The sequence below is a fragment of the Brevundimonas sp. BH3 genome (assembly GCF_045345115.1).
Lineage (GTDB): Bacteria > Pseudomonadota > Alphaproteobacteria > Caulobacterales > Caulobacteraceae > Brevundimonas.
This window is the reverse complement of record NZ_CP150796.1, coordinates 667,124-691,015: the sequence shown is the minus strand read 5'-3', so window position 1 is coordinate 691,015 and position 23,892 is coordinate 667,124. Positions and strand designations below refer to the sequence as shown.

Below are 23,892 nucleotides of genomic sequence, written 5' to 3'. Positions count from 1 at the left end.
TGCATTATCGAGACAGCCTAACCCCTCAGACGCGCTCGATAATGATGGCAGGGGCCATGCCGCCAGCGGCGCACATGGTGATCAGGCCATAACGACCGCCGGAGCGTTCCAGTTCGTCCAGAGCCGTACCGATCAGCATGGAGCCGGTCGCACCGATCGGGTGGCCCAGCGCCATCGAACCACCGTTGATATTGACCTTTTCACGATCCAGACCGAGGTCGCGGATGAACTTCTCGGCCACAACCGAGAATGCCTCGTTGATTTCCCAGACGTCGATGTCGGCAATCGTCAGACCCGCCTTTTCCAGCACCTTCTTGGCTGCCGGAACCGGTGCGTTCAGCATCAAGGTGGGGTCGTCACCGATATTGGCATAAGCGACCACGCGACCACGAGCCTTCAGGCCGTGCTTGGCAGCATATTCAGGCGACGCGATCAGCACCGCCGCCGCACCGTCCACCACACCCGAAGAGTTACCAGCATGGTGAACTGCCTCAATCTTCACGTCCGGATAGCGACGCTTGATCTGGCTGGCAAAGGTCACGCCATTGCCCTGATCCCATTCGGCCAGACCGGCAAAGCTGCCTTTCAGCGCGGCCAGACCTTCAGCGGTTGTCGACGGGCGCGGGAACTCCTCGCGGTCCAGCGCCACCGAACCGTCAGGGTTCAATACCGGCACCAGCGACTTGTCGAAGCGGCCTTCCTTGATGGCGCGATCCGCACGCTGCTGGCTAACCAGAGCCAGTGCGTCCAGCTCCTCGCGGGTGATGCCTTCAATGGCGGCAATCGCGTCGCCGCACACACCCTGGTGCGATTGCGGGTGCAGCTTGTCCAACTCTTCATAGCCTGCGCCCATCAGCGCCGGCGCGGTGCCGTTTTTGGCGTCTTCGGCAGCCAGTTGCGCATGATACGACATCATCTCGACGCCGCCTGCGATCACGCATTGCTCATGGCCCGAAGCCACAGCTGCCGTCGCCAGCGTTACCGCCGTAATGCCGCCGCCACAGAAACGATCCAGCGTCACACCCGAGGTGGTGACATCAAAACCGGCCGACAGCGCCGCCATACGGCCCAGATCGCCGCCCTGCTTGCCGCGCTGCACCGAGGTGGAGATGATCACATCGTCCACGGTCTTGGTGTCCAGCTTGTTGCGCTCTGCAATAGCCTTCAGGACCGTTGCGCCAAGATGGGTCGGGTGCAGGTGCGACAGTGCGCCCTTGCCCGGCTTGCCAATGCCGCGCGGGGTGCGAACGGCGTCAATGATAAGGGCCTCGCCCATGATGATACTCCCTTAAATCTTTGAAACTTAGCGGGTAAAGCTTGCGCCGCTCTCGGCCTTCTCAAGCAGCAGCTTGGCGGGTTCGATGCCCATGGCCTTCAGACCATCCACGATCTTGGTCAGACCCACCGTATCGGCCCAGAACATCGGGCCGCCCGTATAGACCGGCCAGTTGTAGCCAAGGATACAGGCCACATCGATGTCGCTGGCACGCAGCGCAATGCCCTCTTCCAGCACCTTGGCCGCCTCGTTGACCACCGGATACAGCAAGGCCGCCACGATCTGCTCGTCGGACGTCTCGCCCTTCGCGGTTACGCCCTTGAAGGCAGCAAGGTCCGCAATGACCTTGGCCGCGACCGGGCTGGGCGTCGCATTGCGCTTCTCGTCATAGTCATAGAAGCCGCCATTCTTCTTCTGGCCCAGACGGTCCAGCGCCACGAGATCGGAATAAAGCGTGCGCTCGTTCGAGCCGCGACCGATCACATCCAGACCCACCAGATCGATCATCGCGAACGGACCCATGGCAAAGCCATAGTCATAAAGCGCCTTGTCGATCTGCTGCGGCGTCGGGCCTTCCAGCACCAGCTGGTCGGCAGCATAGCCGCGCTCGGCCATTACGCGGTTGGCGATAAAGCCGTGGCATACACCCGACAGCACCGGCACCTTGCCGATGATCTTGCCAAGGTTCATGGCCGTGGCGACCACTTCCGGACGGGTCTTGGCCCCGCGCACCACTTCCAGCAAGCGCATCACATTGGCGGGCGAGAAGAAGTGCAGACCCACCACGTCCTCGGGACGGCGGGTGGCGGCGGCAATCGCATCCAGATCAAGGAAGCTGGTATTCGACGCCAGAATGGCACCCTTCTTGGCGATCTGGTCCAGTTCGCCAAAGATTTCCTTCTTCAGCCCCAGTTCCTCGAACACGGCCTCGATGATCAGGTCGGTCTCGCCAAGATCGTTCTTGGACAGCGACGGGGTGATCAGCGCCATACGCTGCTCGACCTGCTCGCTGGTCATGCGGCCCTTGGCGGCGGTGTTCTCGTAGTTCTTGCGGATCACACCCACGCCGCGATCCAGCGCCGCCTGATTGGTTTCCACCAACGTCACCGGAATCCCCGCATTGAGGAAGTTCATGGTGATGCCGCCACCCATGGTGCCCGCGCCCAGAACGCCCACCGACTTGATCGGCATCTTTTCCACATCCTTGCCTATGCCCGGCACCTTGGCCGTCGAACGCTCGGCAAAGAAGAAGTAACGTTGGGCCGCGCTTTCGGTCGAGGAAACCAGTTCCTCGAACAGCTCCCACTCGCGCTTCATACCCTCGTCAAACGACAGCTCGGCAGCCGCCTCGATGGTTTTGACGATGTTGAAGGGAGCCTTGAAACCACGGAAGGCACGCGCATTCTTCTTGAGGAAGTCCGCATAGATTTCCGGCTTGCCGCGCGACAACTCGACCTTGTCCTGCAGATCGCGCACCCGCCACAGCGGGGCGGCAGCGTTCTCGACAATCAGCTCTTCACAATAGGCAATCGCCTGTTCCAGCAGCTTGCCTTCCTCGGCCAGCTTGTCGACCAGACCCAGATCATGCGCCTTCTTGGCACCTACCGGCTTACCGGTGGTGATGATGTCCAGCGCGGCCTCTACGCCCACCAGACGCGGCAGACGCTGGGTGCCACCGGCACCCGGCAACACGCCCAGAAGAACTTCCGGCAGGCCCACCTTGGCCGACGGCACAGCAATACGGCGATGACAGGCCAGAGCCACCTCGAAACCGCCACCCAGAGCGGTACCAAAGATGGCGGCCACGACCGGCTTTTCACGGTTCTCCAGCTGTTCGAACACCACATCAAGGTTCGGTTCCTTGAACGGCTTGCCCAGTTCGGTGATGTCTGCACCGGCAAAGAAGGTGCGACCGGCACAGGTCAGCACAATCCCCTTCACGCGGTCATCGGCCAGCAGTTCGGCCAACCCTTCATGCAGGGCCACCCGCACAGCATGACCCAGTGCATTCACCGGCGGGCTGTCGATGGTCAGAATACCGACCTGTCCGATGACCTCGGTTGAACCGATTGCGCTCATGGCCCTCACTCCCTGCTTGTTCGATGTGGCACTCGCGGCCACCGTGTTCAAAATCCAGATCCGTTTTCAGCGCGTCGCCATCACAGGCGCCATCCAGCTTGAAACGGTAAAAAAGGCGGGCTGGAGGGGTAGCCTACCTACTCCCCTCCATCCCTTTTTTGCGCTGCCACTGGGGCAGACAGCGCCCCCTTAGCGAGGAGCCATACGGATGGCGCCGTCGATGCGCACATCTTCGCCGTTGAAGTACGGGTTGCGCACCATCTCCAGCGCCAGCGAAGCATACTCTTCCGGGTTGCCCAGACGCTTCGGATGCGGAACGCTGGCGGCCAGCGCGGCCTTCACATGCTCGGGGGCTGCGTTCATCAGCGGGGTGCTGAAGATACCCGGCAGGATGGTATTGACGCGGATAGCCTCGCTCATCAGGTCACGCGCGATCGGCAGGGTCAGACCCACGATGGCCGCCTTCGACGCCGTATAGGCCGCTTGGCCCATCTGGCCGTCTTCAGCGGCAACCGATGCGGTGTTGATGATCACGCCGCGCTCGCCGTCTTCCATCACGTCCAGCGACAGCATGCCTTGGGCGGCCTTGGCCACGCAACGATAGGTGCCGACCAGATTGACCTGGATGATGCGGTTGAAATCGTCGAGCGGGAAATGCTTGTGCTCGCCCGTCTCGCGGTCGCGCCATGCGGTCTTATAGGCATTGCCGATACCGGCACAGTTGATGAAGATGCGCTCTTGGCCGTGGGCACCGCGCGCCTTTTCAAAACCGGCCTCGACCGAGGCATCGTCGGTGACGTTGACCTTGCAGTAAACGCCGCCGATTTCGCTGGCGATAGCTTCACCGGCTTCTTCGTTCAGATCGAAGATGGCGACCTTCACACCCTGTGCAGCCAGCGCACGGGCGGTTGCGGCACCCAGACCGCTGGCAGCGCCGGTTACGATCGCGGCTTGTCCTTGAAACTTCATAGTCTTTCCTCGCTCTAGTCGTGCGCCTTACAGCGCCTCGATAATGGTGACATTGGCCAGACCGCCGCCTTCGCACATGGTCTGAAGCCCGTATTTCTTGCCTTGCGAACGCAGGGCATGGATCAGGGTGGTCATCAGCTTGGCCCCTGTTCCGCCCAGCGGATGGCCCAGCGCAATCGCGCCGCCATGAACGTTCAGCTTGGCAGGGTCCGCATCCAGCGCCTTCACCCATGCCATCGGGATGGAAGCAAAGGCCTCGTTGACCTCGTAAAGATCGATATCGTCGATGCTCAGCCCCGCCCGCTTCAGGGCCAGCTTGGTGGCGTTCAGCGGCGCTTCCAGCATGATGACGGGGTCTTCGCCATAAACCGTCATCTGGTGCACACGCGCCAGAGGTTGCACGCCCAGTTGCTTCAGGCCACGCTCGTTGACGACCAGCAGACCGGCCGCGCCATCGCACATCTGGCTGGCATTACCGGCCGTAATCGCCCCGCCTTCCATCAGCGGCTGCAAGCCTGCAATCCCTTCATAGGTCGCCGTGGCGCGTACGCCCTCGTCGGCGTCGTGGACGACGGGATTGCCCTCTTTATCTACGCCGTTCAGCGCCAGAATTTCGGCCTTGAACACACCGGCCTCAATGGCACGGGCCGCCTTCTGGTGGCTCTCCAGCGCAAAACGGTCCATCTGCTCGCGCGTGAAAACATGCTTGTCGGCAATGGCCTGCGCCGCATTGAACTGGCTCCACACCACGCCCGGATAACGCGCCTCCATCCCCGGCGAGGTCGAGCCACCCAAGCCCGCCTTCAGCGACAGCACCGTGGGCGATCCCATCGGCACGCGTGTCATGCTCTCGACGCCTGCGGCCATCACCATATCCATGGTGCCTGCCATCACGGCCTGAGCGGCAAAATGCAGGGCCTGTTGCGACGAGCCGCACTGACGGTCGATGGTCACAGCCGGAACGCTCTCGGGCAGTTTGGAGGCCAGCACCGCATTGCGCCCCACCGAGTTGGACTGCTCGCCGCCCTGGCTGACACAACCCATGATGACGTCTTCGATCAGCACCGGATCAATACCGGAGCGCACCACCAGTTCATCCAGAACCGATGCCGCCAGATCCGCCGGATGCCATTCGCGCAGACGCCCGCCTTTGCGCGCCCCCGCCGTCCGCACTGCCGATACGATAAAGGCCTCGCCCATCACCCTGCTCCCCGCCATCACGCCCAAAGCGGGCGCAAATAACTAATTGCTTAGTGAGTTTTTAAGATGCGCTCGTTGGATATGGCAAGCTGATTTTAATTGCTCAATTGATTTTTGCGCTATCACGGCACATCGTCAGCCACAGATCACACTGCTATCAAGACAATCGAACCCGCTTTCTCGCCCCTCGACACTATGGAGCCTCTCATGTCCGGTCCCCTCAAGGGTCTTCGCATTATCGAGATCGCCGGCCTTGGGCCTGCGCCCTTTGCGGCCATGATGCTGGCCGACCATGGTGCAGAGGTCATCCGCATCGACCGCCCCGGTGCCCATATCGAAAGCCGCGATCCCCTTTTGCGGTCACGCACCATCCGCTTTCTCGATCTAAAATCACCGGACGGGCAAGCGGCCCTGCGTGATCTGGTCAAAACTTCGGACGGCCTGATCGAAGGCTTCCGCCCCGGCGTAATGGAGCGCCTCGGCCTCGGCCCAGATGTGCTGCTGGCCGACAATCCGCAACTGGTTTACGGGCGCATGACGGGCTGGGGGCAGGACGGCTTCTATGCCGCCCGCGCCGGTCACGACATCAACTATATTGCCGCCTCGGGTGCCCTGCACATGATCGGTCGCAAGGGCGAAGCCCCTGTGCCGCCGCTCAATCTGGTCGGTGATTTCGGCGGCGGTGGCATGATGCTGGCTTTCGGCATGGTCAGCGCCCTTCTGGCCGTCAAAAACGGCACTGCGGGTCAGGTCATCGACTGCGCCATGACCGACGGCTCGGCCTTGCTGACCGCCATGATGTGGGGTTTTCGCGCCAGCGGCTTCTGGCAGGACGAACGCGGCAGCAACATCCTCGACACTGCCGCCCCCTTCTATGATGTCTACGAGACAGCCGACGGCAAACACATCGCCGTCGGGGCCATCGAACCCCAATTCTATGCCCTGATGCTGAACGGCCTTGGCCTGTCGGACGATCCGCTGTTTGCCTTCCAGATGGATATTCAAAACTGGCCCGCTCAAAAGGCCGCTCTGGCGATGCGTATCCGCACCAAAACCCGCGACGCATGGGCCGCCATTTTCGACGGACAGGACGCCTGCGTCACACCGGTCCTGAGCATGAACGAGGCCTTGGCCGCGCCCCATAACCGCGACCGCAACACCTTCATCACCGTGGGCGGCGTGGATCAACCGGCCCCCGCGCCGCGCTATTCGGCCACCCCGTGCGCGACACCGGTCCCGCCCAAAGCCTGACCCGCATTTAACGCAGGGTCAGCCCGCCATCGGTCACAATACCCTGACCGACAATATAGCTGGCCTCGGGGGCGGCCAGGAACATGGCCACCTGCGCCACATCTTCCGGTTGCCCCAGACGCCGTGCCGGAATGGCCCGCTCGGTTTTTTTGCGGCGCTCCTCGTTCTCGGCCACACCGGCAATCAGCTTGGTAGCGATAAAACCGGGCGAAACCGCATTCACACGAATGCCGTCCTTCGCCCACTGGTCCGCCAAGGCCCGCGTCAGCCCCATCAGACCTGACTTGGACGCCGTATAAGCAGGCGTATCCTTCAGCGTCACCAGCGCACTGACCGAGGCCACATTCACAATCGCACCCCTAGAAGCCGCCAGTGCATCATGGAAACGGAAACACAGGTCCGCCACCGCATTCAGGTTCAGATCAATCAGGGTGCGGAAGCCCTCGATCGTATATTCGTCCTCGCGCATGCCACCGGCATTATTGACCAGCACATCCAGCGTCCCCACAGCCGCTACCAGAGCCGCCCGCTCGGCCTCGTCATCCATCCGCACGCGATGATAGACAAAGCCCGACAGGTCACCGTCATAGTCCGCAGCCGAGGCTCTCGTGCCGGTGATGTGGACCGTGGCCCCCGCACGGGCAAAGCCCTCGGCAATACCCAAACCGATCCCCTGTGTGCCGCCGGTCACCAGCACCACCTTGCCGCTATAGTCAAAGCTGACGCTCATGGTTTCAGACTCCCGTAAAGGTGGCCGGACGCTTCTCCAGAAAGGCCATCACCCCCTCGACATGGTCCTTGGTCTGGCCCACGCGGTACTGAGCCTCGCGCTCTGCCTGAAGACTGTTCTCAAACGTGCCGTTCACCGCCGTCCAGGCCAGTTTACGGATCTCGCCAAGGCTGGCCGCGCCGACGCTCAACTGGCTGGCCAGTGCGAGGGCCTCGTCCAGCAGCACGTCCTCGGCCACCACACGGTTGACCAGCCCCCATTCCAGCGCCTTGGCCGCCGGAAGCCTGCCCGCCAGCAGCATCATTTCCATGGCCCGCACACGGCCAATCGTGCGCACCAACAGATGCGTCGAGCCGCCATCCGGCACCAGACCCACCTTGGCAAAGGCCTGCATGAAATAGGCTTTCTCGGACGCCACAACCATGTCGGCCATCAGGGCAAAACTGGCCCCGATACCGGCTGCGGCCCCGTTCACCGCCGCGATCCAAGGCACCGACAAACCCGTCAGGCGCTTGATCAACGGATTGATCGGATTTTCCAGCCCCGAACCGGCGTCATAGTCTGCCGTGCCTATACCTTCCAGACCGCCACTGGCCAGATTGGCCCCCGAACAAAACCCCTTGCCCGCACCCGTCAGGATCATGGCCCGCGCCCGCGCCTCGACCTGATCCAGAACCGCCACCAGTTCATCCATCATAGCAATCGAGACCGCATTCAGGGTCTGCGGATCATTCAGTCGCACAATGGCGACATCGCCATTCCATTCCAGATCGATCAGAGCCACATAAAACCTCCCCACACGCGACAATCATGCCGTCATTTCTGACGCCATTGCCGCACAGGCAAGCCCGTACCGTCAATATAATTGTTCAGCTAATTAAATTAGCGCAGTTCTACCGTCCGGCGGCGTACCGACTGCCGAACACGATCAAAACGCTCACCGAGGGTGCGCGGGCGGCATCGCTCCCGCCGCTCCATATCCGCAGCCCAGCGCTGCCACATGGCCGCCATCAGCTCGGGATGGCGATCATACTGGTGCACCACCGGACTGGCCGAACCGTCAGGATTACAGATCACGCCGTCAACGAAGGCCAGCCTGTCGCCCGCAACCATTCCCAGTGTCGCGACGCGGCTGTGATTGGCGAATACCTGTCCCTCGATCAGGCCCAGATGCACCGCCAGATTGCACGACGCCTGATCGGCTCCGAACGCCCCGCCAATCTCCGAGCGCGGAATAGCCCCCAACATCAGGATCAACCGGCAGAAGCGCGACAGAGCCTCGCGTGGCCCCATAACCGTACCCACACAGATACAGGGCTGTTCCGCCATAGACTCGGCAAAACAATCGCCCGCCACCGCGCGCAAATATTTCATATTGAAGTCGTGCGCCTTCAACGGCGCATCGCATTCAGCGTAGAATTCCAGGCCGGCCACTTCGGGCACGAAGGGGTCACCCTGAAACACCACATCCCGTACATCCGTCAGCAGCGCGTTTCGCACCCACGGACGTTCGTTCAACAGGATATCAAAGCCTGCAAAGCGCGACACAACCGGATGGGGCGACCAGGATTTGCCGCTGGCTACGCCCTGCGCGCAGGGCGCATCCAGTGCTTCGACCCCATGCTCGGCCAGAAAGGCCCGCAGGTCTGCATTCTTGTCCACCACAAGGGCGACAGGTCCGCTGTAATGAGAACGCAGGGACCGGACAAAGATGGCAATATCGGCGGCGTCGTAACCGGTCGCATAGCCCAGAACCAGATCCTGATGGCCCGCTGTGACAGTCGAGGATGCCCCCCTCACCTTCGCCAGCGCAGCAGATAGCCAATCCAGATAGACCGACTTAACCGCTGAAGATGCCATTTAGCCTCGCATTGAATCCGCAAAACGGTTGAAGAGATAAAGGCTATCCGTCGGTCCCGGAGATGCCTCCGGGTGATGCTGGACAGAGAACACCGGCTTGCCCGTCAGCGCAATGCCGCAGTTGGTGCCGTCAAACAGGCTGACATGGGTTTCCACCACACCGTCCGGCAGGCTGGCCTGATCCACGGCAAAGCCGTGGTTCATGGACACGATCTCGACCTTGCCTGTCGTCAGGTCCTTGACCGGATGGTTCGCGCCGTGGTGGCCCTGATCCATCTTGATGGTCTTGGCACCCAGAGCAATGGCCAGCATCTGGTGACCAAGGCAGATGCCCATGATCGGCTTGCCGCTGGCGACCAGTTTTTGAATCTCGGGCACCGCATAGACGCCGGTTGCCGCCGGATCGCCGGGGCCGTTAGACAGGACGATACCGTCCGGATTACGGGCCAGAACATCTTCAGCCGAGGTCGTGGCCGGAACCACCGTGATCTTGCAGCCGGTCGAGGCCAGCGCGCGCAGGATGTTGCGCTTTACGCCATAGTCTATGACCACGACATGTTTGTCGCTGGCTTCCACCTTGGGATAGCCGGCCGGCCATTCCCACACGCCCTCGTTCCATTCAAAGGCTTGCAGGGTGGTGGCTTCCTTCGCGAGGTCCAGACCGACCAAACCGGTCCATGCCTTGGCCTTGGCGACCAGAGCGTCCAGATCGAAATTGCCTTCCGGATCATGGGCGATGACCGCGTGCGGTGCGCCCTTGTCACGGATCAGTTGCGTCAGGGCGCGGGTATCCACACCAGCCAGCGCCACCGTGTTGCGCGACTTCAGCCACGCATCGAAATCACCGCCCGAGCGCCAGTTGGCTGGATCGGTCGGCAGGTCGCGGAACACCGCGCCCACAGCCGCCTTACCGGCCACATCGGCCATCTGCTCCACATCTTCGCTGTTCACGCCAACATTGCCAACGTGCGGGAAGGTGAAGGCCAGGATCTGGCTCATATAGGAAGGGTCGGTCAGGATTTCCTGATAGCCGGTCATGGCGGTGTTAAAGACCACCTCGCCCAGAGCCGAGCCGGTCGCACCGGCCCCCAGTCCCGACAGGACCGTGCCGTCTGCCAATACCAGAACACCCGTTGCACCGGACAAAATCTTCGACGTCATGGCACAGGCTCCTAAGGGGGGAAAACAGCAGGTAAACGGCGGGGTCACTAAGTAGTCTGGCGGGTCGGGTCAACCCGCCTTCTGTCTTAATCGCGTATTAGGTCGCCACTGAGGCCGACTTGCGATCACGCACCCAGAACCAGGCAATCGTCGTTACGACAAAAAACAGAACACTCGGTGCCACATAACCCCCCGCAGCCGCCACCACGGCAAAGGCCGAGAACACCAGACCAAACACGCCCAGCACCTTGTGGGTCATGCTCTTGGCGCGGCGCAGCAATGACAATGAACACACGGCATAAAGGCACAGAGTCAGAACAGACGTCACCCCGATCAGCATTTCAAACTGTTTGCCAAGGCTGGGCTGAACACTGACCAGCAGAAGAGCGCTCATAATCACACCCATCATCAGCGGATTGGTCAAAGGCGTGCGCCCCGTCTCCTTGCCGCCAAACAGACGCGGCAGCCAACCCTGCTCGGCTGCGGCACGCGCCGTCTCGCCGCCGGTCATGGTCCAGCCAACGATAGTACCCGTCGTCTTGACCACAGCGCAGGCCGCGACAAGTCCAGCCACAGACGCCCCCATCACCCGCGCCACCAGATCGGCAAACGGGCTGGTCGATTCCGCCAGTACCCCAGCCGGAATAACCCCGAACACCGCCACACAGGCCGCGACATAGACCACAAAGGCCAGCAGAACTCCTGCGACCGAGGCACGACCGACATCGCGCGCAGGGTCCTTGACCCGTGACGACAGTACCGCCGCGCTTTCGACCCCCAGAAACGCCCAGAAGATGATGGCCAACGATGCCGGCACCGACTGCCACAGGGGCAGGTCCTGTGGGCTCCAGCTATTCACAAAGGTCTGGCCGTCAAAGGCAATGGCACCGGCAATAATCGCCAGCACAATCGGCACCAGACCGACCACCAGACTGATGGCCCCGAAACGCGCCGCCGAACGTGTGCCCAGCGCATAGATGGCCGTCGTCATCCACAACAGGGCCAGATTGGCTAGCGCCCCCCACAGAGGCTCCTTCAGGACCGGAAAGAAGAAGGCCAGATAACCGATGGCCGCCACCGCCACGGCCACATTGCCCACCAGACACGCGCCCCAGTAAAACAGCCCTGCCTGATAGCCCAGAAAACGGCCCAGCCCCTGCGCGGCAAAATCCGACAGGCCGTCTGCGGTCGGCATCAACCGCCCCAGACCGCCAAACACCAGAGCCAGCGTCACCGCACCAATGCCGCATATGATCCAGCCGATCAGGCTGGAACTGCCCGTCGGGGCCAGCGTCACAGGCAGGAGGTAAACTCCCGACCCGATCATATTGCCCGCCACAACCAGTGCGGCCACGCCCCATCCGAGGCGGCGGTTATCTGTGGAAATGATGTCGATCTGGCTCATAAGCACCGCCATAGCGCTAAATTACGCTGCCGTCGCTATCGCCCTTTACCCCTCGACCAATTGTCGACATCGATCCCTCCGACACTATGCGTCAACCGTTCTGACAGCGAGAGCCAAACCCATGACCATCACCACTATCGGTCTCGATGCCGACGATACCCTTTGGCACAACGAAACCATCTTCCGCCTCAGCCAGAAACGCTTTGCCGAACTGCTGGCCGACCATGCCGAAGAACCGGTCCTGATGGACCGCCTCGCCATTATCGAACGCCGCAATCTGCGCCTGTATGGCTATGGCGTTAAGGGTTTTACCCTGTCGATGATCGAAACCGCCATGGAGCTGTGCGACGGTGCCGCCCCGCCCCACATCATCCGCGAGATTCTGGCCGCCGGTCGCGAAATGCTCAGCCATCCGGTCGAGCCCCTGCCCGGTGTCGAAGAGACCGTCGCGCGTCTGGCCCGTGACTATCGCCTGATCCTCGTCACAAAAGGCGATCTGCTGGATCAGGAACGCAAGCTGGCCGCATCCGGACTGGGCGAACATTTTTCGGGTGTCGAGATTGTGTCTGAAAAGGATCGATCCACCTATGAGCGCGTCTTCTCACGTCACGGCACCGGCCCCTCGGAAGCCGTCATGGTCGGCAACTCCATGAAGTCCGATGTCCTGCCCGCCATCGAAGCTGGCGCATGGGGCGTGCACATCCCCTATCACATCACCTGGGCGCATGAACTCGCCGATGCCCCCGAAGGCCACCCGCGCTATTTTTCGCTTAGCAGCATTGATGAACTTGATAATTTAATAGATCACATAACGTCAAAATCTTAAATGACGAACAGTATTCGACACCGAGAGGCTCAAAACCTCAAAACAAGACACAGTAATCATCATTTATAGCTAAGCTTAGACACAATTGTGCCTCTTTATGACAATTATCGAAGCAATTATGTTACACGAATGAAACATTGATAACGACAGAGCCATAATTAGAACACCTTGAGAAACAGCACAGCTTGACCCGAGAAGCACAGTAAAAGCCATTAAAAGACCTGAGTTCGACTTCTGTTGCTATCTTAAAGGTCTATTCCCCGATGCGCCTTACCCGCCCCCGTTTGTTGGCCAGCACAGTTCTTGCTGGTGCCCTCGTCGCCACTGGTGCCGTTGCTCAGGAAACACCTCCCCAAGACACCAGCCCGGAACAGGCCGCCGATCTCGGCGAGATCGTCGTCACCGGTTCGCGTATCCGCCGCAACGCTGCCAATGCGCCGACACCGCTGATTCAGGTCACTCAAGAAGAAATCCTGTCGACCGGCCAAACCAGCCTCATCGACTATCTGGCCACCATTCCGGCCCTGTCGAACTCGCAGGTCCCGTCCGACACCACCGGCTCGTCTCTGAATACCGGTGGCCTGTCGCTGCCGAACCTGCGCTCGCTGGGTGCCAACCGCACCCTGACCCTGGTTGACGGCCGCCGCCATGTCGGTTCTTCTGGCGGCGAACTGTCGGTCGACGTGGACGCCATCCCGCGTCTGCTGATCCAGAACGTCGAAATCATCACCGGCGGTGCCTCGTCGGTCTATGGTGCCGACGCTGTCTCGGGCGTGTTGAACTTCATCCTGAAGAAAGACTTCGAAGGGCTGGAACTCGACGCCAACTACGGCCAGATCAACGATAATGGTGAAGCGACCCGTCGTATTTCGGGCCTGATCGGTCATAACTTCTTTGACGACCGTCTGAACGTCTACGCCCACGCCGAATACGAAAAAATCGACAATGTCGATTCCAACGATATCGACTGGATCCGTCGCGCACCGATCCGTCTGGGCGTGGACGCCGACCCGACCACCAATCCGTATGACGGCATTCTCGATGCCCAGGTCTTCTATGGCGTCAACCGTCTGGACATCATTCCGTGGGGCCAGACCACGCTGGCCAACCTGCAACGTCCGTCGGACCTGACCAATCCGAACGTGCCGTATCAGGACTGCCTGCCGGGTGGCAGCTTCTCCTATGCCGCCAACTGCTATGGCATCATGCCAGGCAAGACCTTTGTATATGACGGCAATACCGGTCGCCTCGCCGACTTCGGTGACCGTGTCGGCAATACCGGCATCAACCGTCCGTACAATGTCGGCGGCGACGGTATGCCGCTGGGCGAGGTTGCAGGCTTCAGTCGTATTCCGGCTTCGGAATCACAGCGCTATCAGGTCGGCGGCACCTTCCGCCTGACCGACGAAATCAGCATGAACGCTTCGGCCAAATACATCACCGAAGAAACCTTCATGCGCGGCCAGCGCACCTTCTTCGACATCGATCTGGACAACAGCTCCTACGATGCCGACCAAAGCAACTCGATCTGGGCCACCTCGGCCTTCGACCTGCGCTGGGATGACAACGCCTACCTGCCGCAGAACATCAAGGATGCGATCGCCAACAACCGCATCGACGTCTATGCTCCGCCGACGGCAGATGCGCCGGGTGCCCTGATCGGCACGCAGGCCCTGCCAATCGCCCGCCACACCCTGTTCGGTCCCGAGCGTTCGCAAAAGAACACCCGTGACCTGCAACGCTACACTGCAGGCATCAACGGCGATCATGGCCAACTCGGCTTCATGAAGTCGTGGTCGTGGGACATCGGCTATACCTATGGCAAGGTCGAGGTCGAAAACATCGAACGCGCCGTAGACGTCCAGCGCATGGCTCTGGCTGCCGATGCTGTGGTCGATACCGCAGGTTTGCTGGGTCAGGCCGGTGCTATCGTCTGCCGCTCCACCCTGCTGGACAAGCAAGGCCTCGGCGTCGAGGACCGCGTTCGCGGCGGCAACCTGCAAGATACCGAATACGGTCGTCAGGCCCTGTCCCAGTGTACCCCGATGAACGTCTTCGGCGCGGGCAACCAGTCGGCCGAATCCCTGCAATATGTTGACGCCTTCGTCACCGTGCAGGAACAGAACGAACAGCATCAGGCCATTGCCTCGATGTCGTCGGAACTGTGGGACTTCTGGGGTGCCGGCAATATCGGCTTCGCCTTCGGCGGTGAATGGCGCAAGGAATCGACCCAAGCCGTCGGTCGTTCGGCCTCGGCCGGTGATCGCCTGCTGTTCCTGAACACCGGTGCCGACATGCCGGAAGTCAGCTATGAATCGAAGGAACTCTTCACCGAGCTTTCGGTCCCGCTGTTCCGTGACAGCATGCTGGGTGAATATGCCGAACTCAGCGGCTCGTACCGCTGGGCCGACTATTCGACCGTGGGTAATGTCGATGTCTATGGCGTGAACCTGGTCTATCGTCCGATCTCGGACATCACCTTCAAGACCTCGTTCAACACCTCGGTGCGCGTGCCGAACCTGGCGGAAAACTTCTCGCCGCTGGGCCAGACCTTCGCCAACAACTTTGTTGACCCCTGCGCCACCGCCAGCATCGCCGGCGTTGACGACCAGCAGGTCAAGGCCAACCGCATCAAGAACTGTACCGCTCTGGCGGCCCAGCAAGGTCTGGAGTTCGACTTCGCCGGTGCCACCGCCACCAATACCGACGACTTCCGTCCGAACTACACCTCGGGCATCGCCGGTTCGTCGGGCGGCAACCCGAACCTGCAACCCGAAGAGTCGGAATCCTTCACCTTCTCGACGGTTCTGCAGCCACGCTTCATCCCGAACCTGACCCTGTCGCTGGATTACTATGAAATCCGCATCGACAAGGTTATCGCCGCTGTCTCGGCCGCAACCATTGCGTCCAACTGCGTCAGTGGTGCCGAGCTGAACATGGATGCCTGTAACTCCATCTTCCGCAACAATCCGAACATCGAGTTCGGCGTTGGCGCTCCGGGCAGCGATCCAGTCGGCGGCTTCATCGAGCGTTCGTTCAACTATGCCGCTCTGGAAACCCGCGGTCTGGACTTCACCGGCCTGTATCGTCTGGATACGGCGGACTGGGGCAAGAACTGGGGTGAGTTCGACTACCGCCTCAGCGGTTCGTGGCTGATCGAGCAGAAGCAGTTCCTGAACGAGTCCGATCCGGGCGACTATAACGAACTGGCCAGCACGGTCTTCTATCCGCGCGTCCGCCTGTCCTCGTCGCTGACCTGGCGTCCGAACGATACCTGGAACGTCAACTGGACCGCTGACTGGCAGTCGAGCCAGAACATCGTGTTCGCCCGCGACTTCATCAACAATGCCGACAGCCGTCTGGGCGACCAGCTGGATACCGGCAACTTCACCCGTCATGACCTGACCGTGCGTTACAACGTCCGTGACGACCTGACCCTGCGTGCCGGTGTGGTGAACATCTTCGATGCCGAACAACGCGACATCCTGGGCACCACCATCAACTCGAACTTCGACCCTTATGGTCGTCGCTTCTTCCTGGGCGTGAACTACCGTCCGTTCTAATCGAACGACGACACCTCCAAGCCTATCGGGCGGCTCCCTTCGGGGGGCCGCCTTTTTAGTGTCTCCCCTGCTTAGATCGCGATTTTCGCCGCCAAGCTGCCACACTTGCTGTGTGCCGGACGCCACGATGCCGACATTGGTCGTCTTTTCCCCTGTTAGGCTCACATAGCCTCTTGCCGAGGGGGACATCGCTCTCTAAACGGGCCGCTTAACCGACAACCCAAACGGATCGGCCGCGAGCCAACACTCGTGTCCGTCTTTTCGCGCGCGTGGAGACCAAGCCGCTGTATTCCGACCAGAGCCATGAGGAAAAGGACGCCATGGTGCGCGCCGCACTCGCCGAAAAGGGCGATAGCGGGATTACGCCACGCCATACCTTGTTCTATTTCTATGGCGACGAGGATATGCACGGTGATCTCTGCGAGGTCGCGCGCCGTGCAGGGTTTCTGACGCGGGGCCAGGGCGACATGACCGTCCTGGAAACAACCATGCCGGTCGACGAGGCGTCTTTCGCGCCTGTGTCGGCCATGATGCAATCCTGGGCCGCGGCCTTCCAGCTCGATTACGAGGGCTGGGAGTGCGTGGTCGCAAGCTGAGTAGACGCCGATGCCCAAGCGTACAGACATTAAGTCCATCCTCATCATCGGCGCTGGCCCGATCGTTATCGGCCAGGCGTGTGAGTTCGACTATTCGGGCGTGCAAGCCTGTAAGGCGCTGAAGGCCGAAGGCTATCGCGTCGTGCTGGTGAACTCGAACCCGGCCACCATCATGACCGACCCGGAGGTGGCCGACGCCACCTATATCGAGCCGATCACGCCGGAAATGGTCGAAAAGATCATCGCCAAGGAGCGCCCTGACGCGCTGCTACCGACCATGGGCGGCCAGACCGCGCTGAACACGGCGCTGGCTCTGGAAAGCTCGGGCGCACTGGCCAAATACGGCGTGGAGATGATCGGTGCCAAGGCCGAGGTCATCGACAAGGCCGAAGACCGCCAGAAATTCCGTGACGCCATGGACAAGCTGGGCCTCGAGAGCCCGCGTTCGCGCGCCATCCACCACATCGAAGAAGCCGATGAGGCCCTGGCCTTTGTCGGCCTGCCAGCCATCATCCGCCCGTCCTTCACCCTCGCCGGTACCGGCGGCGGCATCGCCTACAATGTCGAGGAATTCCACGAGATCGTAGAGCGCGGCCTGGACCTGTCGCCGACCACCGAAGTGCTGATCGAAGAGTCGGTGCTGGGCTGGAAAGAGTATGAAATGGAAGTCGTCCGCGACAAGGCGGACAACTGCATCATCATCTGCTCGATCGAGAATATCGACCCGATGGGCGTCCATACGGGCGACTCGATCACTGTCGCTCCGGCCCTGACCCTGACCGACAAAGAATACCAGCTGATGCGCACCGGCTCGATCAACGTCCTGCGCGAGATCGGCGTCGAAACCGGCGGTTCGAACGTCCAGTGGGCGATCAATCCGGCCGATGGCCGCATGGTCGTCATCGAGATGAACCCGCGCGTGTCGCGCTCCTCGGCTCTGGCCTCCAAGGCCACCGGCTTCCCGATCGCCAAGATCGCCGCCAAGTTGGCCGTCGGCTACACGCTGGACGAACTGACCAACGACATCACCAAGGTCACGCCTGCCTCGTTCGAGCCGAGCATCGACTATGTCGTCACCAAGATCCCGCGCTTCGCGTTTGAAAAATATCCGGGCTCGGAGCCTTACCTGACCACCGCCATGAAGTCGGTCGGTGAAGTCATGGCCATTGGCCGCACCTTCCAAGAGTCGATGCAAAAGGCCCTGCGCGGTCTGGAAACCGGCCTGAACGGCTTTGACGACATCGAGATCGAAGGCGTGGCCGGTGCCGAGGACGACGCCGCCCTCAAGGCCGCCGTCATCCGCGCTCTGGGCAACCCGACGCCGGACCGCATCCGCGTCATCGCCCAGGCCTTCCGCCACGGCCTGACCGTGGAAGAAGTCAACGCCGCCTGCTTCTACGAGCCGTGGTTCCTGCGTCAGATCGCCGACCTGATCCGCACCGAAGGTCACATCCGCGTTCAGGGCCTGCCCGCCGACGCCACCGAGTTCCGCCGCCTCAAGGCCAAGGGCTTCTCCGATGCCCGTCTGGCCCAACTGACCGGCTCGACCGAAAAGGCTGTCCGTCACGCCCGCCGCGCCCTCGAAGTGCGTCCGGTCTTCAAGCGTATCGACACCTGCGCCGCCGAGTTCGCCTCGGCGACCGCCTATATGTATTCGACCTACGAGACCGGCATTCTGGGTCAGGTTCCGCACTGTGAAGCCGACGTCTCGGACCGCAAGAAAGCCATCATCCTCGGCGGCGGCCCGAACCGTATCGGTCAGGGCATCGAGTTCGACTATTGCTGCGTGCACGCCGCCTTTGCTTTCGCCGACATCAATGTCGAAAGCATCATGGTCAACTGCAACCCCGAGACCGTCTCGACCGACTATGACACCTCGGACCGCCTGTATTTCGAACCGCTGACCACCGAAGACGTGCTCGAGCTGATCGAGGTCGAACGCTCCAAGGGCGAACTGATCGGCTGCGTCGTCCAGTTCGGCGGCCAGACCCCGCTCAAGCTGGCCCACGCCCTGCAAGAGGACAACATTCCGGTTCTCGGTACCTCGGTCGACAGCATCGACCTGGCCGAAGATCGCGAGCGCTTCCAACAGATGCTGCAAGCCATCGGCCTGCAACAGCCGCCGAACGCCCTGGCGCGCTCGGCTGAAGAAGCCGCGATCAAGGCTGAAGAAGTCGGTTACCCGATCGTCCTGCGCCCGTCCTACGTTCTGGGTGGCCGCGGCATGATGATCGTGCACGACCGCGAAGGTCTGGACCGCTATGTCGGCGAGGCCATGCGCGTCTCGGGCGATGATCCGGTCCTGATCGACCACTATCTGAACCGCGCGACTGAAGTCGACGTCGACGCCCTGTGCGACGATGAAACCGTCTTCGTGGCCGGCGTTCTGGAACACATCGAAGAAGCCGGCGTCCACTCGGGCGACTCGGCCTGCTCGATGCCGCCGCACTCGCTGTCACCGGCTATCGTGGCCGAGTTGAAGCGCCAGACCACCGAGATGGCCAAGGCCCTCAAGGTGCGCGGCCTGATGAACGTGCAGTTCGCCATCGAAGAGCCGCACAGCGACAACCCGCGCATCTTCGTGCTGGAAGTGAACCCGCGCGCCTCGCGTACCGCCCCGTTCGTCGCCAAGACCATCGGCCAGCCGATTGCCGCCATCGCCGCCAAGGTCATGGCCGGTGAAAAGCTGTCCTCCTTCGGCCTGGTCGACAAGGAACTGGACCACATCGCTGTCAAGGAAGCGGTCTTCCCGTTCGCCCGCTTCGCAGGCGTCGACACGGTGCTTGGCCCGGAAATGCGCTCGACCGGCGAAGTCATGGGTCTGGACTGGAAACGTGAAGGCGAAGCCGATCTGGCCCCTGCCTTTGCCCGCGCCTTTGCCAAGTCGCAAACCGGTGGCGGCACCATCCTGCCGACCGAAGGCACCGCCTTCGTTTCGGTCAAGGACGCCGACAAGCCGTTCATCGTCGAAGCCGTCAAAACCCTTCTGGCCCAAGGCTTCAAGGTCGTTTCGACCGGCGGCACCCACGCCTATCTGACCCAGCAAGGCCTCGAAGTGGGTCTGGTTAAGAAGGTACTGGAAGGCCGTCCGAACATTGTCGACGCGATGAAGAATGGCGAAATCCAGCTGGTCTTCAACACGACTGAGGGCAAACAGGCTCTGGCCGACAGCTTCGCCATCCGCCGCACCGCGCTGATGCAGAAACTGCCCTACTACACCACCGCCTATGGCGCGATCGCGGCGGCCAAGGCCATCGCCGCCATCCGCAACGGCGAAATGGATGTCCGACCCATCCAAAGCTACAACTAAAGACAAAACCCCCGATGGCCTCGCCATCGGGGGTTTTTCTTTATTGTAGTTTTTAAGAGCCCTAGCGCTCGCCGCGCGGCGACTCACTGCTTGAGGGCGTTATATCTTAACCCTAGCGTTCGCCGCGCGGCGGCTCACTGCTTGAGGGTACCGCCAAAGGCGGTCAGGTCGCGTCGGATCGCAAAGGTAGAGCCTTTTGACCGCGGCCAAACATCAAGCCGCGTCGGGTCGGGAGGTCCCGCAGGGCCCACGATCGCGGCCAAGCATAAAGAAACCCTCTCACACTGGCTGAGGGCTCAACCGCCCGCCTCCAAACTCCGGTCATTCCAGTCATAGAGCGCACTCACCGGCCCCTCCAGACGGATCGGCACCTCGTCGTCCTTGGTGCCGCTAATAAGCGCCCGCGCCTCCAGAGAGTCCATCACCAGTGTCTGCCCGTCCCATCGGATCGTCGCCTTGGGATCATCCGCGCTATAGGTATGGGTCAGGCGCACGGCCGTCACCGCATGCACATAGGGCTTGTCACAGTCGCGACCCTTTTCGCCGAACACCGCCACAACCAGATCATTGCTCGTAAAGTCCGACGGCGCATGACAGACCATCAGCACAGCTTCATAGGCTCCGTCCGGTGACGTCAAACGCATATGCACCTGTTCCTTGGCCGTCTGGCATCCCCCCAGTGCCAATAGAGCGACCCCCACAGCGGCTTTCGTCAGTGCCCCGGTCAATATCTAGTCCTCGTCATAAATATCCGCGCCATCGAAACTGCCCTTGAGCTGGATCAGGTCCAGCGCCGCATTCGACTGCGCCCCGCGCGAATAGACATAGCGGTCACCCTCGATATCAAAGACCGCCTTACCCCCTTCCCAAATCACTTGGGTTCCCGGTGCCTCGATATCGGGTGCCATGGTGGCGATGAAATAGCTGAGACCATCCACCGTCGCGTCCTTACAGCCCTGACCTTTCTTGGCGAAGATCGCCCCGACCAGAACCGGCACAGACGGATCTGCAGCCTCGGGACAGGTCATCACCACCGCCTCCATACTGCCATCAGAGGATAAGACACGCTCATGGACCTTGCTGTCGACCCTCGCACATCCCGCCAGCAGCATCGCCGCCGTCAAGGCCATAACCGTGCCGGTCACAATCCTGCCCATGCAAATCCCTCCTTGCGCGTTTTTCCAGTTCGCCACACCCTGACATTTATGACGCTGCCTGTCTTCCTCATGATCTGTCTGGGTACAAATGTGTGGGCCTTCATGGCCTTCTGCATCGACAAGGTCGCCGCCGTCCGCGGCAATCGCCGCATCAGCGAGGCCAATCTACTGGGTCTGACCTTTGTGGGCGGCGTCGGCGCGATAACGGCCTCGGGCCTGATCCGCCACAAGACCCGCAAACAGCCTTTCCGCCGCCATGCCGAGATTCTGGCGGTTCTGCATGTGATGCTTGTCGCCTTTACCGTCACCCTGCTGCTCTGAAAGCCTTGCCGAACAGCGTTGCCGCACTAGTCTGTCTTCCGAGTTTACCCACGGGAGGGGATTTCATGCGTCACCAAAAGCCTCGTTTCACCCAACACCTCTTGGCCGGTTGCGCCATGCTCGGCCTTGCCGCCGCCGCCCTGCCTGCCAGCGCGGCCGATCAAGCCCTGTCTCAGGCTGTCCGCGCCGACTATCAGGCCAATCTGGCGGGCCTGTTCGACGACTTCCACCGCCATCCCGAACTGTCCGGTCAGGAAACCCGTACCGCCGCCCGCATGGCCGCCGAGCTGAAAGCGCTGGGCTATAAGGTCACCGAAGGCGTCGGCGGCACCGGCGTCGTCGCCGTGTTGGAAAACGGTCCCGGCACCACTGTACTCATCCGCGCCGACATGGACGGCCTGCCCATTCAGGAACGCTCGGGTGCCCCCAATCCCTCGACCCACAAACAGATCGACCGCGACGGCGTCGAGCAATATGTCATGCACGCCTGCGGCCATGACACCCACATCACCGCCCTGATCGGCACCGCCCGCCAGATGGCCGCGCGCAAGGCCAACTGGTCCGGCACGCTCGTCCTGATCGCCCAGCCCGCCGAAGAGCGCGTCGAGGGTGCCCGCGCCATGATCAATGACGGCCTGTTCACCCGCTTCCCCAAGCCTGAATATGCGATCGGCTTCCACGTCGCTTCCGCCCTGCCCGCGGGCACAGTCTGGGTGCCGCCCGCCATCGCCTATTCCAGCGCCGACAGCGTGGACATCAAGGTGCGCGGTATCGGCGGTCACGGGGCCAGCCCGCAATCCACCGTCGATCCGGTCGTCATCTCGGCCCAGATCATCAATGCCCTGCAAACCCTGCGCAGCCGCGAGGTTGACCCGCTACAGGGCGCGGTCGTCACCGTCGGCTCGATCCACGGCGGCACCAAGCACAATATCGTGCCCGAAGAAGTCAACCTGCAACTGACCGTGCGCTCGGACAGCTACGAGGTCCGCGACACCCTGCTGGACGGTATCGACCGTATCGCCCTGAACACGGCCCGCGCCCTCAATGTCCCCGAAGACAAGTTGCCGGTCGTCGTGCGCTCGCCGACCGAATCCACCCCGCCCACCATCAACCACACCGAAACCGCCACCCGCATGAAGGCCGCCATTTCCGGCCAACTGGGTGCCGAACGAGTGCTGGATGTCTCGCGTCAGGGCATGGGAGCCGAGGATTTCGCTTTCTATGGCGCACCCGAGCATGGCGTCAAAGCCGTGATCTTCGCCGTCGGCGGTCTGCCCGCAGACCTCAAGGACACCCCGCCACCGCACCATTCGCCCCTGTTCCGCATTGATCCCGAGGCTTCGATCATTGCCGGTGTAGAGGCCACAGTGATCGCCGCCGAGGATTTGTTCACCAGCGGCCGCTAATCGGACCTGCGACGAAGCGGCCAGTGAACCAATCCATTGGCCGCTTCGTTAATCTACGGCACCCGTATCCACTTGAAAGGCCATACTGATGCCGATACCGATCCTGCCCCTGTTCAGCGGCCTGCTCCTGTCACACGGCGCGCGCCGTGTTGCCGGTCGTAACGCCGGAAAACTGGCACTGGCCCTCGGCGCGTGGGAACTCTGGCGCAGCTATCAGCGCAACCGCTCTGCGACAGTGTCGGCCAATGCGCCAAAAGCAGGCACAGGTCCGATCCGCCACAACCGCCGTCGCAGACACCCGCTTTAATGCTCCTTTGTGTCGGAATCGCCGTTTTTTCAGGCGCTGCTGTCCCTTTTCACTGTCAGGCTGGCGCCCCGCTGCCTCTATTGCGCCACCCTTCCGCCTATATCCAGAGCATTGAAACTAAACGGATTTATACCCGTTAACTTTTCATGCGCCTGTCTCTAGCCCCTGTGATTGCCTTGCTGGCTTCGGCCCTGTCCTTTCTGTTCGCCTATATGACCGAAGGGATGGGTCTGTTGCCTGTCCTGTTCACTCTGACTGCACTAGGGTTTGTGGTATGGGTGGGCATCATCGCGCTGCGCGCTCTTTGCCATTTTATCCTGACACACAGTCATCACGCGCCTCAGGGCCACTCGTCCGGGCCATCTACCGAGCCTTCACAAAAGCCGGAAAATGGTGTGATATCCCCACCCAAGCCGGGCTGTTAGGGTGTATGTCTGTCGCGGACAAAAAGAACGCCATCTTGACTTTGCATTGC

General features: G+C 61.4%; 20 protein-coding genes. 9 read left to right on the top strand and 11 right to left on the bottom strand.

The features are described 5' to 3' along the window. Positions 1 to 25: 25 nt before the first annotated feature. The 4 genes from WEU32_RS03305 to WEU32_RS03290 all read right to left on the bottom strand — a co-directional run bounded on the left by WEU32_RS03305 (position 26) and on the right by WEU32_RS03290 (position 5,524). The gene (locus WEU32_RS03305; RefSeq protein ID WP_406852855.1) at positions 26 to 1,276 is read right to left on the bottom strand and encodes an acetyl-CoA C-acetyltransferase; all 1,251 of its coding nucleotides are present in this window, start codon (positions 1,274 to 1,276) and stop codon (positions 26 to 28) included. Positions 1,277 to 1,303: 27 nt separating this feature from the next. Continuing rightward, on the bottom strand, positions 1,304 to 3,355 hold the full coding sequence (locus WEU32_RS03300; RefSeq protein WP_406852854.1) for a 3-hydroxyacyl-CoA dehydrogenase NAD-binding domain-containing protein: 2,052 nt from the start codon (positions 3,353 to 3,355) through the stop codon (positions 1,304 to 1,306). 189 nt (positions 3,356 to 3,544) lie between these two features. Then, on the bottom strand, positions 3,545 to 4,324 hold the full coding sequence (locus tag WEU32_RS03295; protein WP_312135147.1) for an SDR family NAD(P)-dependent oxidoreductase: 780 nt from the start codon (positions 4,322 to 4,324) through the stop codon (positions 3,545 to 3,547). Positions 4,325 to 4,351: 27 nt separating this feature from the next. Continuing rightward, positions 4,352 to 5,524 carry an acetyl-CoA C-acetyltransferase gene (locus tag WEU32_RS03290; protein WP_406852853.1) on the bottom strand — a complete coding sequence of 391 codons (1,173 nt, stop codon included), beginning with the start codon at positions 5,522 to 5,524 and terminating at the stop codon, positions 4,352 to 4,354. Positions 5,525 to 5,731: 207 nt separating this feature from the next. Between WEU32_RS03290 and WEU32_RS03285 the strand changes: the two genes are divergently transcribed. Continuing rightward, a complete protein-coding gene (locus tag WEU32_RS03285) occupies positions 5,732 to 6,775 on the top strand; it encodes a CaiB/BaiF CoA transferase family protein (RefSeq protein WP_406852852.1) in 1,044 nt (347 codons plus the stop codon). A gap of 7 nt (positions 6,776 to 6,782) precedes the next feature. Here the strand turns inward: WEU32_RS03285 and WEU32_RS03280 are convergent, their stop codons facing one another. The 5 genes from WEU32_RS03280 to WEU32_RS03260 form a co-directional block, all read right to left on the bottom strand. Further along, positions 6,783 to 7,505 carry an SDR family NAD(P)-dependent oxidoreductase gene (locus tag WEU32_RS03280; RefSeq protein WP_406852851.1) on the bottom strand — a complete coding sequence of 241 codons (723 nt, stop codon included), beginning with the start codon at positions 7,503 to 7,505 and terminating at the stop codon, positions 6,783 to 6,785. A gap of 4 nt (positions 7,506 to 7,509) precedes the next feature. Continuing rightward, positions 7,510 to 8,289, bottom strand: a complete 780-nt coding sequence (locus WEU32_RS03275; protein WP_312135139.1) for an enoyl-CoA hydratase-related protein — start codon at positions 8,287 to 8,289, stop codon at positions 7,510 to 7,512. Between the two features lie 98 nt (positions 8,290 to 8,387). Beyond that, on the bottom strand, positions 8,388 to 9,365 hold the full coding sequence (locus WEU32_RS03270; RefSeq protein ID WP_406852850.1) for a hypothetical protein: 978 nt from the start codon (positions 9,363 to 9,365) through the stop codon (positions 8,388 to 8,390). Further along, the gene (carA, locus tag WEU32_RS03265; RefSeq protein WP_406852849.1) at positions 9,366 to 10,526 is read right to left on the bottom strand and encodes a glutamine-hydrolyzing carbamoyl-phosphate synthase small subunit; all 1,161 of its coding nucleotides are present in this window, start codon (positions 10,524 to 10,526) and stop codon (positions 9,366 to 9,368) included. Between the two features lie 97 nt (positions 10,527 to 10,623). Then, positions 10,624 to 11,931 (bottom strand): amino acid permease, encoded by a 1,308-nt coding sequence (locus WEU32_RS03260; RefSeq protein ID WP_406852848.1) that lies wholly within the window; start codon positions 11,929 to 11,931, stop codon positions 10,624 to 10,626. 121 nt (positions 11,932 to 12,052) lie between these two features. Here WEU32_RS03260 and WEU32_RS03255 point away from each other — a divergent pair, with 121 nt between their 5' ends. The 4 genes from WEU32_RS03255 (at position 12,053) to carB (ending at position 20,226) form a co-directional block, all read left to right on the top strand. Next, complete coding sequence (locus WEU32_RS03255; protein WP_406852847.1) at positions 12,053 to 12,757, top strand: HAD family hydrolase; 705 nt, start codon at positions 12,053 to 12,055, stop codon at positions 12,755 to 12,757. A 263-nt stretch (positions 12,758 to 13,020) separates the two neighbouring features. Then, entirely contained in the window at positions 13,021 to 16,320 is a 3,300-nt protein-coding gene (locus WEU32_RS03250; protein ID WP_406852846.1) for a TonB-dependent receptor domain-containing protein, read from the top strand. A gap of 269 nt (positions 16,321 to 16,589) precedes the next feature. Then, positions 16,590 to 16,916: a hypothetical protein gene (locus WEU32_RS03245; protein WP_312135128.1), complete on the top strand. Its 327-nt coding sequence runs from the start codon at positions 16,590 to 16,592 to the stop codon at positions 16,914 to 16,916. Between the two features lie 10 nt (positions 16,917 to 16,926). Continuing rightward, positions 16,927 to 20,226: a carbamoyl-phosphate synthase large subunit gene (carB, locus tag WEU32_RS03240; protein WP_406852845.1), complete on the top strand. Its 3,300-nt coding sequence runs from the start codon at positions 16,927 to 16,929 to the stop codon at positions 20,224 to 20,226. A 296-nt stretch (positions 20,227 to 20,522) separates the two neighbouring features. On the opposite strand, the gene WEU32_RS03235 is transcribed toward carB, so the two are convergent. Together WEU32_RS03235 and WEU32_RS03230 are read right to left on the bottom strand one after the other, a co-directional pair. Next, a complete protein-coding gene (locus WEU32_RS03235) occupies positions 20,523 to 20,954 on the bottom strand; it encodes a hypothetical protein (protein ID WP_406852844.1) in 432 nt (143 codons plus the stop codon). 3 nt (positions 20,955 to 20,957) lie between these two features. After that, positions 20,958 to 21,383, bottom strand: a complete 426-nt coding sequence (locus WEU32_RS03230) for a hypothetical protein (protein WP_406852843.1) — start codon at positions 21,381 to 21,383, stop codon at positions 20,958 to 20,960. Positions 21,384 to 21,395: 12 nt separating this feature from the next. Between WEU32_RS03230 and WEU32_RS03225 the strand changes: the two genes are divergently transcribed. The 4 genes from WEU32_RS03225 (at position 21,396) to WEU32_RS03210 (ending at position 23,842) form a co-directional block, all read left to right on the top strand. Beyond that, positions 21,396 to 21,704: a DUF1294 domain-containing protein gene (locus tag WEU32_RS03225; RefSeq protein WP_406852842.1), complete on the top strand. Its 309-nt coding sequence runs from the start codon at positions 21,396 to 21,398 to the stop codon at positions 21,702 to 21,704. A gap of 65 nt (positions 21,705 to 21,769) precedes the next feature. Beyond that, positions 21,770 to 23,110, top strand: coding sequence for a M20 family metallopeptidase (locus WEU32_RS03220; RefSeq protein WP_406852841.1), 1,341 nt, complete (start codon positions 21,770 to 21,772; stop codon positions 23,108 to 23,110). 88 nt (positions 23,111 to 23,198) lie between these two features. Continuing rightward, positions 23,199 to 23,417, top strand: a complete 219-nt coding sequence (locus tag WEU32_RS03215; RefSeq protein WP_406852840.1) for a cysteine protease — start codon at positions 23,199 to 23,201, stop codon at positions 23,415 to 23,417. A gap of 146 nt (positions 23,418 to 23,563) precedes the next feature. Beyond that, positions 23,564 to 23,842, top strand: coding sequence for a hypothetical protein (locus tag WEU32_RS03210; protein WP_406852839.1), 279 nt, complete (start codon positions 23,564 to 23,566; stop codon positions 23,840 to 23,842). Positions 23,843 to 23,892 lie beyond the last annotated feature (50 nt).